This is a genomic window from Moraxella lacunata (assembly GCF_900453205.1).
Taxonomy (GTDB): Bacteria; Pseudomonadota; Gammaproteobacteria; order Pseudomonadales; family Moraxellaceae; genus Moraxella; species Moraxella lacunata_B.
In genome coordinates this window covers 679,800-693,460 of record NZ_UGQU01000001.1, presented here as the reverse complement: position 1 = coordinate 693,460, position 13,661 = coordinate 679,800, and the positions used below count along the sequence as shown (strand labels likewise).

General features: G+C 42.4%; 15 protein-coding genes. 6 read left to right on the top strand and 9 right to left on the bottom strand.

What is annotated here, in order from left to right; genetic code table 11:
- Nucleotides 1-26 precede the first annotated feature (26 nt).
- Together DX073_RS03310 and DX073_RS03305 are read right to left on the bottom strand one after the other, a co-directional pair.
- On the bottom strand, nucleotides 27-644 hold the full coding sequence (locus tag DX073_RS03310; RefSeq protein WP_115005540.1) for an RsiV family protein: 618 nt from the start codon (nucleotides 642-644) through the stop codon (nucleotides 27-29).
- A complete protein-coding gene (locus DX073_RS03305) occupies nucleotides 616-1,647 on the bottom strand; it encodes an ABC transporter substrate-binding protein (RefSeq protein WP_115005538.1) in 1,032 nt (343 codons plus the stop codon). Before DX073_RS03305 ends, DX073_RS03310 begins: the two co-directional genes overlap by 29 nt.
- Nucleotides 1,648-1,815: 168 nt before the next feature.
- On the opposite strand from DX073_RS03305, the gene ftsY reads away from it, so the two are divergent.
- Nucleotides 1,816-2,754: a signal recognition particle-docking protein FtsY gene (gene ftsY / locus DX073_RS03300; RefSeq protein ID WP_115005536.1), complete on the top strand. Its 939-nt coding sequence runs from the start codon at nucleotides 1,816-1,818 to the stop codon at nucleotides 2,752-2,754.
- A 54-nt stretch (nucleotides 2,755-2,808) separates the two neighbouring features.
- Nucleotides 2,809-3,336, top strand: coding sequence for a methylated-DNA--[protein]-cysteine S-methyltransferase (locus DX073_RS03295; RefSeq protein ID WP_115005534.1), 528 nt, complete (start codon nucleotides 2,809-2,811; stop codon nucleotides 3,334-3,336).
- Here DX073_RS03295 and DX073_RS03290 read toward each other — a convergent pair.
- From DX073_RS03290 to ahcY, 4 genes are all read right to left on the bottom strand, one after another.
- Complete coding sequence (locus DX073_RS03290; protein WP_115005532.1) at nucleotides 3,324-3,968, bottom strand: DUF1294 domain-containing protein; 645 nt, start codon at nucleotides 3,966-3,968, stop codon at nucleotides 3,324-3,326. The genes DX073_RS03295 and DX073_RS03290 overlap by 13 nt on opposite strands.
- A gap of 306 nt (nucleotides 3,969-4,274) precedes the next feature.
- Nucleotides 4,275-4,607, bottom strand: a complete 333-nt coding sequence (locus DX073_RS03285) for a type II toxin-antitoxin system RelE family toxin (protein WP_404932912.1) — start codon at nucleotides 4,605-4,607, stop codon at nucleotides 4,275-4,277.
- Nucleotides 4,604-4,849 carry a type II toxin-antitoxin system RelB/DinJ family antitoxin gene (locus tag DX073_RS03280; protein WP_115005530.1) on the bottom strand — a complete coding sequence of 82 codons (246 nt, stop codon included), beginning with the start codon at nucleotides 4,847-4,849 and terminating at the stop codon, nucleotides 4,604-4,606. Before DX073_RS03280 ends, DX073_RS03285 begins: the two co-directional genes overlap by 4 nt.
- A 158-nt stretch (nucleotides 4,850-5,007) precedes the next feature.
- On the bottom strand, nucleotides 5,008-6,381 hold the full coding sequence (gene ahcY, locus DX073_RS03275) for an adenosylhomocysteinase (protein ID WP_115005528.1): 1,374 nt from the start codon (nucleotides 6,379-6,381) through the stop codon (nucleotides 5,008-5,010).
- 478 nt (nucleotides 6,382-6,859) lie between these two features.
- On the opposite strand from ahcY, the gene DX073_RS03270 reads away from it, so the two are divergent.
- Nucleotides 6,860-8,533, top strand: coding sequence for a mechanosensitive ion channel family protein (locus tag DX073_RS03270; protein ID WP_115005526.1), 1,674 nt, complete (start codon nucleotides 6,860-6,862; stop codon nucleotides 8,531-8,533).
- Nucleotides 8,534-8,618: 85 nt separating this feature from the next.
- Complete coding sequence (brnQ, locus tag DX073_RS03265; protein WP_115005524.1) at nucleotides 8,619-9,911, top strand: branched-chain amino acid transport system II carrier protein; 1,293 nt, start codon at nucleotides 8,619-8,621, stop codon at nucleotides 9,909-9,911.
- A 91-nt stretch (nucleotides 9,912-10,002) separates the two neighbouring features.
- On the opposite strand, the gene DX073_RS03260 is transcribed toward brnQ, so the two are convergent.
- From DX073_RS03260 to DX073_RS03255, 3 genes are all read right to left on the bottom strand, one after another.
- Nucleotides 10,003-10,506 carry a hypothetical protein gene (locus tag DX073_RS03260; protein ID WP_115005522.1) on the bottom strand — a complete coding sequence of 168 codons (504 nt, stop codon included), beginning with the start codon at nucleotides 10,504-10,506 and terminating at the stop codon, nucleotides 10,003-10,005.
- A gap of 211 nt (nucleotides 10,507-10,717) precedes the next feature.
- A complete protein-coding gene (locus DX073_RS14245) occupies nucleotides 10,718-10,882 on the bottom strand; it encodes a hypothetical protein (protein ID WP_181814360.1) in 165 nt (54 codons plus the stop codon).
- The gene (locus DX073_RS03255; RefSeq protein WP_115005520.1) at nucleotides 10,879-11,094 is read right to left on the bottom strand and encodes a hypothetical protein; all 216 of its coding nucleotides are present in this window, start codon (nucleotides 11,092-11,094) and stop codon (nucleotides 10,879-10,881) included. The genes DX073_RS14245 and DX073_RS03255 overlap by 4 nt, the downstream gene beginning before the upstream one ends.
- Before the next feature lie 227 nt (nucleotides 11,095-11,321).
- On the opposite strand from DX073_RS03255, the gene DX073_RS03250 reads away from it, so the two are divergent.
- Both DX073_RS03250 and DX073_RS03245 read left to right on the top strand, forming a co-directional pair.
- Nucleotides 11,322-13,001, top strand: a complete 1,680-nt coding sequence (locus DX073_RS03250) for a nitrite/sulfite reductase (RefSeq protein ID WP_115005518.1) — start codon at nucleotides 11,322-11,324, stop codon at nucleotides 12,999-13,001.
- 13 nt (nucleotides 13,002-13,014) lie between these two features.
- Nucleotides 13,015-13,542: a DUF934 domain-containing protein gene (locus DX073_RS03245; protein ID WP_181814359.1), complete on the top strand. Its 528-nt coding sequence runs from the start codon at nucleotides 13,015-13,017 to the stop codon at nucleotides 13,540-13,542.
- The last annotated feature ends 119 nt before the right edge of the window (nucleotides 13,543-13,661 follow it).

Sequence of the window (13,661 nt, the reverse complement as noted above, 5' to 3'; positions counted from 1 at the left end):
TAAATTTTTTGATTTTTCAATCAAACTTACTGCATTTGGCTTGATTTGCTCCATTGATTATCATCAAATTGGTCAAAACTTTGATGAATGTATTTATCTTTAATCAAGCCTTTTAATTGTACTTTACTTATGTTTAATGCGGTAAAGCCCATCGCATAAGGGGTGATTTCATAAGGAATATAGACAAAAGTCATGCCTTTTGGCGAAAAGTAAAAATTATCCGTGATGACAAATTCCCAAAAGTCAAAATGGCTTTGCACTTCATCGTCCGTCAGCCCCATTTTGATTTTTAACTCTTTTGTGAATTCTTGCTTTAATAAATTTTCCAGTTCAGATTTTTTGACAGGATTTATAAGCACATCATCGAGTTTTAGACGTTTTTTATCTGCCAAATCCATCACATAAAATTGCACAGACGGCATACCGTGTGCCCCAAAGTCAAACAAATAATCTTCACGGACAATCTGCACGGTTTTGTCAGATACGCTGATTAATTCGGCATCGCTTAACAAATAATAAGATAGGGTGCTATCAGAATTTTCGCTAAAATATTCGCTCGTCCATTCACCAGAATCATCAAAAAGATGTTTGCAATATCCTTTTGTGGCATGAACTTTATTCTTTACGTGGCACGCTATCCACATCAATGGCGTCTTTCATGAGTTCATCGCTGATGGTTACGCCTTGATTTTGGGCGTGTTTGGGGCTGACGTAGAGCGTGAGTTTGTTCATAACTTCGGGGGCGATGTCGGTAGGCTTAGTGCCGTCTAGGGTCTGGGCGACCAGTTTGGCGGTGGTTACGCCAAAATCAAAATCATTGACCCCAAGCCCTGCACTCGCCCCACGTCTGACACTAAACTCATCAGATGCGATGACAGGGATTTTTAACTCATTGGCAACCCCAACCATCGCCTCCATTGCCGATGCCACGCCATTGTCAAGTGATGTATAAATCAAATCGGCACGTCCGTCCAAAGCACGAGTGGCGGCAGCGACATCGGCCGAGCGGTTGGCAGGCACGTCCACAAGGGTCATCCCACGCTTGGGAAGTTCGACAGCCAGCTGTTCTTTGATGGCTACAGAGTTTGCCTCACCGGGGCTATATACAAAGCCGATACGCTTGGCACCAGGCTTGATTTGGGTGAATAAATCAAGCTGTGGTTCAAGCGGTAGCTGGCTAGACAGTCCAGTGATGTTCGCTTGTAGGGCTTGGTTGTTATTGTCGATAAGTTTAGCCGCCACAGGGTCGGAGACAGCGGTGTAAATCAGGGGAATGCTCTGGGTTGCTGCCGCCAGACTCTGGGCGGTGGGGGTGGTGATGGCAACGATGGCATCAGGGGTGTCGGCGGCGAACTGCTTGGAGATTTGCCCCATGGTCGCCATGTTACCCTGTGCTGATTGGAAATTTACCGTCAGATTTTGTCCTTCTTGGTAGCCATGTTGTCCCAAGCCATAAATCACCCCTTTTCTGATGTCGTCAAGCGATGGGTGTTCCACAATGGCACTGATGGCAATGGTTTTGGGGGCTTTTTGGGCGGTGGTGTCTTGGGTGGTCTCTTCGGCAGGCGTGGCAGTAGGTTTGTCATTACCACAGCCAGTCAGTAGGGCGATGGCAAGCGTTAAGGCGGGTAAGGCGTACGTTTTCATAAAAATCCTTAATAGATAAGTATACTAAAAATTTGGATAATTTAACACATTTACCCCAAAAAAACAGCGGTTTTTGTAAAAATATTGTCATTTTGTCATCGCTAAATTTAATTATGCCCAAAAATATGCTATTATTAATCGCAGATTTAATAAGATGAGCAAGTAGACATGAGCGAGAATAAAAGCGGATTTTTTGCCCGTATGAAAGCAGGATTATCCAAATCCAGTAAGAATTTATCAGAAGGTCTGATGAATGTCCTAGTCGGTGGCAAAGAGATTGATGATGAGTTGTTAGAAGAAGTCGAAGATCAGCTTCTGGTGGCGGACATTGGCGTGGATGCGACCAATCGGATTATCACGAGCCTAACCGAGCAGACGGCACGGGGCGATTTGATTTATTCGCACTCGTTATATAAAGCCCTAAAAAAGGAGTTGGTGGACATTTTAGAACCCAAAGTTGCCCCACTGGTCATTGACTCGACCAAAAAGCCATTTGTAATTCTTATGGTTGGCGTTAATGGCGTGGGTAAGACCACGACCATTGGCAAACTTGCCAAACGCTTACAGGGCGAAGGCAAATCGGTCATGCTCGCAGCAGGCGACACGTTTCGGGCGGCAGCGACCGAACAGCTTCAAGTGTGGGGCGAGCGTAACGGTATTCCTGTGGTGGCACAGGGGCAGGGTTCGGACAGTGCGTCGGTGATTTTTGATGCCATGCAGTCAGCGAAAGCAAAGGGCATTGACGTGCTCATTGCCGATACCGCAGGGCGACTACAAAACAAAACGTATCTCATGAACGAGCTTGAAAAAGTCATTCGTGTCATGAAAAAAGCAGATGAGACCGCCCCACATGAGTGCATGATTGTACTAGATGCTGGTACGGGTCAAAATGCCATTAGTCAGGTCAATCTATTTAGCGAAGTCGCCCCATTATCAGGCGTTACCATTACCAAACTGGACGGCACGGCAAAAGGCGGTGTGGTCTTTAATGTCGCCCAGACGACCGATGTCCCCATTCGCTTTATCGGCGTGGGCGAGCAGATTGATGATTTACAGCCCTTTGACCCCAAAGAATTTGTGGACGCACTCATCAGCGAAGAAAAATGACAAAAAGGCGAATGTATTTCGCCTTTATTATTTAGGATAAATTAAAAGAAACTCATGATAACCACGCATTATTATCCGCCCATAGATTTGCCGATGATTACTTTAACGGTCAAAGACGGTAGGTTATTGGCGTTAGATTGGTATAACGACAAAACCGCCCAAATCTTTGATAAATTAAATCAGCATGCGGTTTTTATAAAACAGGCGGAGTTAAAAGATACTGATAAAAACCAATTGATTGCCTTACAGGTTATAAACCAATTAGATGAGTATTTTAAAGGCGAACGCACAGCATTTGAATTACCGCTTGATTTATCACATGGCACCGATTTTCAAATAAAAGTTTGGCAAACGCTTTGTAAAATCCCTTATGGACACACCATAAGTTATAAAGAATTGGCAAGTATGATAAATAAACCTACCGCACATCGGGCGTGTGCCAACGCCAATGGCAAAAACTTAATCTCGCTTATCGTGCCATGTCATCGTGTGATAGCCTCCGATGGTTCATTGGGTGGATATACAGGTGGGGTGGATATTAAAGAAAAATTATTGGCATTGGAGCAGGGTTATTTGACATAAAACACCAATGCCAAAAATCCGATGATGTTTAATGCAATCGTGATATAAAACACTACCCTAAAATCAGCTTTGGTGGCTTTGTGGTTTAATAATTTATGAGCAAAAGTCGCCCCAATCCAACCGCCCAAAACGTCAATGGTGTGTAAGGTGTTTTCGGGGATTCGCCACTGGCTATTTTGGGCTTTTGTCTTATCTTGATAATACATAAAAAAGCTGATAATGCCCATAATAAAATATACGCCTAATAATTTTAAAGATAATCTGCTCATTAATAAAATAATCGCTAAAATCAGCAAATACCCCACGCCAACACCACATAATAAATTTAATTGACCGTGTTTTTGTTCTTGGCGTTCTTGATAGGCTTTATAGGCTTGTTGTTTTTGTTTTCTTTGTTCTTTCTCTTGCTGTTTTTGGGCGACAAATTGGGCTTCTTGGATATTAATCGCCACAGGTCTGCCTTGTTTGTCTTGTCCGATATCAAATAAAACCTGCTCGCCAATATTGGGGTTTCTACCTGCTTTAAATCGGCTAATGTGAAAAAAGATTTGTCTGTTTTCGTTATCTGGTTGGATAAATCCAAATTTGCGTTCGGTGTCAAATTTGGCAATCTTACCACGATGTTTTTGCATATCAATCCTTGAAAGTTGTTAAAATACTTAAAACTTCTTAAATTAATGGGTTAACGACCGTCAAAAAAGAATTGCCATTTTTTATGTCATTACTTTGCCCAATCGTTATTTAAATGTCTATCGCATGCTTCATCATAGAGACTTTCACGACTTGGCATATTAAAATTACCCATATGAAACACGGGAAAATAAAAATCATCTTGATGATTAACCCTTTGTTCAAGTGTTTATTTGCCGAGAATGACATCGCTTGCCCATTGTTTTTATTCGGCATTGGCATTTTGCATAATATAAATTATTGTTTGTTTAATTGTCATTTTCTTTATCCTTATTGTCGATGTCAATAGGCAGTCGCTCTTTGGCGGTGTCATAAATGGTTTGGCGTTTCGCTACTGCGATGACGACAATAATTAAAATGTCATCTTTTACTTCATAAACCAAGCGATACCCTGCTGACCGTAATTTAATTTTATAGCAATTTGATAAATCACCATGTAATTTGGCGGATGGGATATGTGGGTTGGATTGCAAGGTTTTTAATTTTTTCTTAAATTGGGCTTGAATGGTTGCCCCTAATTTTTTGAATTCTTTTAATGAAGTTTCGGTAAAGTGGATTTTATAAAAAATAGGCTCGCTCATAGGGTGTCCAAATCCACTTCAAAACTAGGTTCTGGATTGGCGAGTCGTTGTTTGGTAAGTTCTATTAAATCGCTATCTTCATCAACCACCGCAAGTTTAATCGGCATTTTTTTGTGTTGAGCAATGTACTCAAAAAGCATTCGTACCGCATCGCTTTGATTGATGTTGAGACTGTCAAGCACCGCACAAGCATTGGCTTTTACTGTATCGTCAATTCGGATGTTTAAAGTTGCAGTTACCATTGATTTAACCTAAAAAATGATTTTTTATATTGTAACGCATATTTGCATTACAATCAATCTTTTTAAATCAGTTTTAGCTCAATCCACTTTTAAAAATGCCTTTAAAAATGATAAAAGTGGCATAACACCACTTTTATCACTTAGCCTAATTTGACAAATCAGTATTTATACTCATCTGCCTTAAAAGGACCTTCCACATTGACGCCAAGATAATCCGCTTGTTCTTGGGTAAGTTTGGTAATGACACCATTAAAGCCTGCGACCATGGCGGCGGCGACTTCTTCGTCCAGCTTTTTGGGTAGGACTTTGACATAAACCTTGCCTTGCTTTTCATCGTTTGGCAAGTCGGCAAATTTTTCTTGATACAGATGAATTTGGGCAAGCACTTGGTTGGCAAATGAGCCGTCCATGATACGAGACGGATGACCTGTGGCGTTGCCTAGGTTCACAAGGCGACCTTCGGACAGGATGATAAGATAATCCGACTCATCATTTGAGCGGTACACTTGATGAACCTGTGGCTTGACTTCCACCCATTTCCAATTTTTACGCATAAAGTCGGTGTCAATCTCGGTATCAAAATGCCCAATGTTACACACCACGGCGGTGGATTTTAGAGCCTTTAACATCTCGGCGTTGCACACATGATAGTTGCCTGTAGTGGTAACGACAAGGTCAGTGTCCGCCATAAGAGCGGTATTAACCCCTTGATTTTGCTCGCCACCCACAAATGGAGAAACAAGCTCATAGCCGTCCATACACGCTTGCATGGCACAAATGGGGTCAATCTCGCTCACACGTACAATCATGCCTTCTTGGCGTAGGCTCTGAGCCGACCCCTTGCCCACATCGCCATAACCAATCACCAACGCACGGCGACCAGAAAGGAGCATATCCGTACCACGCTTGATGGCGTCATTGAGAGAATGGCGACAGCCGTATTTATTGTCATTTTTGGATTTGGTAACAGCGTCATTGACGTTGATTGCGGGGACTTTCAGCTCGCCTTTGCCAAGCATTTCAATAAGTCGGTGTACGCCTGTTGTGGTTTCTTCGGAAATGCCGTGAATGGCGTCTAGCATTTGTGGGTATTTGTTGTGAATGAGTGCAGTCAAATCGCCACCGTCATCTAGGATAAGGTTGGCATCCCATAGTTTGCCGTCTTTGTGGATTTGTTGCTCCAAGCACCATTCGTACTCTTCTTCGGTCTCGCCTTTCCATGCAAAGACAGGAATGCCAGCAGCGGCAATGGCGGCGGCGGCATGGTCTTGGGTGCTAAAAATGTTGCATGAAGTCCAACGAACCTCTGCCCCGAGTGCCACCAGCGTTTCAATCAAGACAGCCGTTTGAATGGTCATGTGGATACAGCCCACAATCTTCGCCCCTGCTAGGGGCTTTTGGCTAGCATAACGCTTGCGAATGCCTATCAGAGCAGGCATTTCGGTTTCGGCAAGTTTAATCTCTTTGCGACCAAACTCGGCAAGGCTAATATCGGCGACTTTGTAGTCGGTAAAATTTGACACTGCGTTCATACAGTTTTCCTTAAAAAATAAATTGATGAATAAAAAACGCAGATGTCGTTGTTTTATAATGATTAAAATATTTTTAAAATATAGTTAAGAAGTTTAGGGCAAATTGCAATTTGCCCCTACAATCTTATACAAATATAACCAAAGGGCTTGAAAATTACCACAATTTATGATATGTGGATGTAGGGACGTGCTGAGCATGTCCTTTGACAATGCCAGTTTTATAGGCGTACACAGCACGCTCCTACAAGCTGTGGCAAATATCAAGTTCGTTAGTATATTATTTAATTTGCAATATTAAAATCATTAAACCAAGCCTGACTTAAAAAAGTTGCAACATCTCTTGGTATGCTTATTATACCAAAACAAGAATAAATTTCAAAATAACAAAATTTAGACCAAGCGGATAATATTACATGATAAAATAACCGATTTTAAAAATAAACTCATTATCAATTCAGTTCATAAAACCACATTTATTATGCCTACCGTGCCAACATCTGTGTTTCGTCCGATAGTTTTTATCAAATCCTTTATCAAGTCCTGCCTTGTCATCGTCCTAGCGGTGTTGTCCCTTGCCGTGCCTGTGGCAGGCTTTGCCAATACCGCCTTGACCGACACCACCCCAAAGAGCGAAACGCCCACACCCCAGGATAGTTTTGGACGAGACACGCCACGCAGTACCATGCAAAACTTTGTCAAAGCCTTGTCGGATAAGGATGTGGAGCTGACAGCAAAGTATTTGGATTCTGACTTTTTAAAAAAGCAAAAAACGCCTGATACAGTTATCCACGACCTAAAACTTGCCCTTGATAAAGGCGGACGATTGCAACCTGATTTGTCAATCAGCGACAAAAGCGAAGGCGATTTGGCGGACAGATTGCCAAGCAACCTAGAAAAAGTCGGGACGATTGATGTTGATGATGACAAAATAGATTTATTGCTTATCAGAAAAACCGACAAAGACAACGTGGTTTATTGGCAAATTTATAAGGAAACGCTGGATAACCTGCCCAAAGATTTGACCGAAAACCGCACCACGCTTGCCGATGCCTTTGGGCTGGATTTTTTTGGTGACAGACAGCTTTTGGGGCATAAAATCTCGGACGTGGTGTCGCTCATCATCTTGATTGCCATTGGCTTATCGCTCCTATGGGGTGGTCTGTGGGCAGGGTGGGGCGTGTTTGCCTTTTTGTACCCTAAGGTGCGTGGCAAGCCGTTTGGCATACCGTCCAAAGCCTTGTTGCCTTTGGCGGTGGTGATTTTGGCGTCCATGCTCTCTGAGATGATGGTGCAAATGGCGGTGCCTGTAACGCTTCGCTCGGCGGTAACTCGGGGTATTGAAGTGGTGGCGTGGCTCGCTACCGCTTGGCTTGCTTTGCGTGTCATTGATGCGGTGTTTATGCGTGCCGAAGACAACAGCCGAAAGCACAGACGGCTTGAACAGGTGTCTATTTTAAATCTGTTTCGGAAGGTTGCCAAAGCCTTTATGCTCATTTTGGCGGTTATCATCATTTTTGGCAATTTGGGCTTTGATTTGACGACAGGGATTGCCGCTTTGGGGGTGGGCGGTCTTGCCCTTGCGTTCGGGGCTCAAAAAACCATTGAAAATCTCATCGGCTCGGTCATGGTGGTGGCGGACAGACCTGTGCGTGTGGGCGATTATTGTCGATTTGGGACGATGGAAGGGACGGTGATTGATATTGGCATTCGTTCAAGCCGTATCCGTACGCTGTCTCGGACGATTGTAACCGTGCCAAATGGCGAGTTTAGTGCCATGCAGATTGAGAACTATGATGCTAGGGATATGTTTTATTTTTATCATTTTTTGTACCTAAAACGCACGGCAAATCCTGATGAAATTGGCAGACTTATCAATGACTTGCAGTTATTTTTGGAAAATCATGTTTATGTCAATAATGAGTGGACGCTGGTAAGGTTAAGCGAGCTACGCCAAGATGCCTTTGTCATTGAAATGCGGTGCTATCTTGATGCGTCTGATGTTACGGTATTTTGGAAAAAACAAAGCGAGCTTTTGATTGATGTGTTAAATGAAGTGGCACGATATGACGTAGAACACGCCTTGCCCAGTCAAGAGATTAAGATTAAAAAGGACAGTGAATTTGATGAGTTTGATGAATTGACTAACCCATGAAAATTTATTATCAATGGAGCAAAAAACGTTTGATTTTTAAAAATATTGTTACAATGCACATTTTTATAAAATGTATCAGTAAATCATGAATAAGAATACGCTTGTAGTCGGCTTTATGCTCTTTGCCTTTTTCTTTGGCTCGGGCAATTTGATTTTTCCACCCAAATTGGGCTTTGAAAGTGGGCAATTTTTTATCTCTGCCATTTTGGGTTTTATTTTGACGGGCGTGGGCTTGCCGTTGGTGGGCTTGATGATTGGCTCAAAATATGACGGCGGTTATCAGTCCGCCCTTGCCAAGATTCATCCTTGGTTTTCGATAGCGTTGCTGTCGGCGATTTATTTGACCATTGCTCCGTTTTTTGTCATTCCACGCACAGGGGCGGTGGCGTATGAGATGGCAGTTGTGCCATTTTTGGATACGCCAAATTGGGCAAGTTTGCTCATTTTTACCGTGATTTATTATGCCATATCGCTGTGGCTGTCTATCAATCCAAGTAAGCTTGTCGACCGTATCGGCTCGGTGCTAACGCCTGTTTTGCTTGTTACGGTACTATCTCTGATTGTCATGTCTTTTGCCAAACTGGGCGGTAATCCTGCTAGCATTGCCACAGACGGCTATCAGAGTAAGGCGTTTTTTGTAGGCTTTTTGGAGGGGTATAACACCATGGACATGATTGCGTCCGTGGCGTTTTCGGTGATTGTGATGAGTGCCATTAGTCAAAAACTTGGCGAGCGTGCCAATTTGTTTGTCGAGACCACCAAGGCAGGACTCATTGCCACGTCTGCATTGGCACTCATTTATCTGTCGCTTGGCTGGATTGGCAACCATTTGCCCCTATCGGCAGATGAGCTAACACAAGTGGCGGACAAAGGGCAAAACATCGGCACGTTTATTTTGAATAAATCGGCGGTGCTAGGCTTTGGCTCGGCAGGCGGGGTGGTGCTTGGGCTGATTGCGTCTTTGGCGTGCCTGACCACCACCGTGGGGCTGACCGTGTCGGCATCTGAATATTTTCATGAGACTTTCCCCAAAATTGGCGGAGTAAATTTATCCTATAAAGCCTACGTCATCATCTTTACGCTCATCGGCTTTGTGCTTGCCAATCAGGGACTTAGTGTGGTGATTAGTAAGTCGATTCCTGTGCTACTTGTGCTGTATCCGATTACCATGACGGCGATGATTTTGCTTGGGCTAAATATCATAAGACCCTTACCTGTCTTTGCCAAGCGAGTCAGCCTTGGTTTGGTAACGGTTGTGTCGGTGCTATCGGTGGCGGGCATGAACATTCCCTTAAAAGAATATTCGATGGAGTGGCTACCTTTTGCCATTATCGGGCTGATTGCAGGACTTATTTTTGATAAGGTGATGAAAAAATAAGTCAAAAAATCCCAAACCTGCCATGTGAACCGCACCCCAAAGCTCGCCACTCAAACACTAACCTTTGGGGTGCTTTTTATTAAAGGCATTTCTATTGCCAAGCATGTGCTTGCAAAGCTTTTCTCGCCCACATCCTTTTGCCAATGCGATGAATTATCAAGGTCATCAGTAGCCCCCAAAAATAACTCATCACAAGATACATCATGCCCCCATATCGCCATGCAATCGGCTCTACCTTATCATCAATGAGTTTATAATGATATTCTACGGGGTCGCCAAGACTGTCCGTCCATGTTGTTAATAAATAAGTTTGGTCGGGATTTTGATGAAGTTTAAGAGAATAACCATTTTGACTGCGGTAAGTGGTTGGGCTTTTACATAATTGGTAATCGTTGGGTGCTTGCTCATACTCTTTTAGGATAACAAGTGGTAAAAGCTTGTCGTCTTTTGTGGTTGTTGTGGCACAAATATTAAAATAGTCGCTTGGCTGTCTAAATGCAGGCTTATTAAAAAGCGAGATAAGCTGGCTTAATGTTATCCATATTAAGACAAATAAGAAAAAGCGGGCAATTTTGTATTGAAGTAATTTTTTCATAAAAGGTTAAACGTTTAATTTATCTAAACTTGGCAAATAAAATGGTGGGTGTGTGCCAATATCCACAAGAATAATGACATCGTCATAATAACAATAATGCAAAATATATTCACTGGTCAAATCGCCATTGGTTTGCTCTATATAATACGGTACGCCCAAATGATAATGCCAAAGACAATATTTTTGGGCGATTTTGGCATATTCTCGTTCTTTATTTGGTATGGGGATTTTGTGGTATTGATGATTTATTACGTCCTTTTAATCCTTGTATGCCGTGCGTATTAACATGGAACATAAAAGCAAAAATTGCTTGCTGAATGGATTTGTCAAAACTGGATAAATTTGCTTCTAGCCAATCAGATAATTGCACTTTCATACCGAAGTCCTTAACGCATCTCTTTCGGCTAACCATTTTTCAAAACTATCAAAATCCGCCAACGCCCATGTTGGCACAGGCACACTATTTTTTAACGCTTCTTCTTTATTTTCAAGTCCCTTTAACCGCTCTTTCATCACATCAATATTAAACAGCATTGTCGGTTCGCTTGCCAATCTATTTTGAATGGCTTGTACAATATAATCATGCACGCTTACGCCTTGTTCATTGGCATATGCTTGAACGCTATGCTGTATTTGTGGGGGTAGGTCTAGGGTAATAATGGGTTGTCCTTTTAAATGGATATGCCAAATTATAGCATTTTGTTGGGGCTAATGCACCCTATGCAAATTCCCCCTATCTATATGCCATTTTTGCATTACCCTTTTTGACGACTTTTTCTTACCATATCGCCATTAACAGCCAAACGGAATCAGCCATGTATCAATATTCCTATGCCGACCAAGCCCTTGTCAATGAACGTGTCGCCCAGTACCGCCGTCAGACCGAGCGGTATTTGGCAGGCGAGCTACCTGAAGATGAGTTTTTGCCCATTCGCCTACAAAACGGACTTTATATCCAACGCCATGCCCCCATGCTTCGTATCGCCATTCCCTACGGACTTTTGGCAAGCTACCAACTTCGCACCCTTGCCAAGATTGCCGATGAGTACGATAGGGGTTATGGGCATTTTACCACTCGCACCAACATTCAGTTTAACTGGGTCAAATTGCCCGAAGTCCCCGACATCTTACAGCTACTGGCGGACAGCCAAATGCACGCCATTCAGACATCGGGCAACTGCATTCGCAACACCACGACCGACCCTTATGCGGGCATTCATGGCGATGAGATTGCCGACCCACGCCCCTACTGCGAGATTATCCGCCAATGGAGTACCTTTCACCCTGAGTTTGCTTATTTGCCACGCAAATTTAAAATTGCCGTCATCGGCACAACTGCCGACCGTGCCGCCACGCAGGTACATGACATTGGGCTTCATGTGGTACAAAAAAATGGCGAGATTGGTTTTGAAGTTATCGTTGGGGGTGGACTTGGGCGGACACCGATGATTGGTAAAGTCATTAACGAATTTTTGCCACGCCGTCATTTATTAAGTTATTTGGACGCTATTTTAAGGGTGTATAATTTAGAAGGACGGCGTGATAATAAATACAAAGCCCGTATTAAGATATTGGTTGAGAGTATGGGTAAAGATGAATTTACCAAAAAAGTGGATACAGAATGGCAATATTCCAAAGACGGCGATTTGACATTGACCGATGAACATTTTAAAAAGGCAGAAAGTTATTTTAGCGAGCCTGATTATGAAACGATTGACCCATTAACGGCAAATGATATTTTACAAAAACAATTAAATGCCGATAAAGATTTTAAAAATTGGTATGAGCATAATACCGTCATTCATAAAATAAACGGCTATAAAGCGGTTGTGATTTCGCTAAAAGCAGGCGTGATAAATGACAAATATATTCCAGCAGGCGATTTGACAAGTTACCAGATGAATAAACTTGCCGATTTGGCGGATAACTATTCCTTAGGCGAGATTCGTGCCACGCATCAGCAAAATTTGGTATTGGGCGATGTTAAAATCACCGACCTATATGACTTATATCACGCTCTAAGAGAGCTTAATTTGGCACGAGCCAATATTGGCACGCTTACTGATATGATAGTTTGCCCAGGGTTTGATTATTGTTCGCTTGCCAATGCCACCACGCACAATATCGCTCATAACATTGAAAATGCCTTTCATGATTTGGATTATTTATATGATTTGGGGCAAATTCGCCTAAATATATCGGGCTGTATGAATGCCTGTGCTCATCATCATGTGGGCGATATTGGTATTTTGGGTGTGGATAAAAAAGGCGAGCATTGGTATCAAATTAGTCTGGGCGGAAGTTCTGGGGCGGACGCACGACTTGGGCAGATATTGGGGCGAGCAGTATCGGCTGATGATGTGGCGGATACGATTTTGACGATTGCCAATGTCTATAAAAACAATCGCCAAGAGACGGCGGACGATATAGAGACTTTTGCCGATTATGTGCAACGAGCAGGTATTGCCCCGTTTAAAGAAGCGGTATATGGTTAAAAAGGATAAAAAGATGAAATTGATTGTATTAAAAAATGACGTAACAAGCCAAGATTTATCAGATATAGTTTTATATACCCCCAATATGTCCGATGATGAAAAAATGGCATTATCACAAAGTATTGATTTGACAATAAGCGATACATTGGCAAATACAGAAAATGTTATAAATGCCATATTGCCAAAGGATTATCAAGACAGCCATTTGGATTATCATTTGTTTTTAACAGCCGATGATAATGACAATGAATTGGCACAAAGCTTGGATATTAACACGTTAAAAAATATCCTAATTTATGTCAAAGATTTTAAAGACGGACGAGTATTTAGTCTAATCCGCCAACTCCGAAAAATCAATGATCACACCATGATAATCGTGGGCGGTGCATTTGGGCTTGACCAGTCCAGTTATTTTGTCAAATCAGGGGCAAGTGGCTTTATCGTGAGTGATGATAAAGTAGATACACTGATACTAACCTTAAATGATTTAAAAACCGCCCAAAGCCGACAATCGGTCAATGCGTTGCCGATGTTTCGCTAGATTTTAAACTTAAAATAAATAGGGTGTATTTTTTACGCCCTATTTTTATTTTAAAAAAGTTAAATGGTAAGGTGCGTACCACGCACCAATACGGTTTTTTATGTAAAAGGTGCGTATTA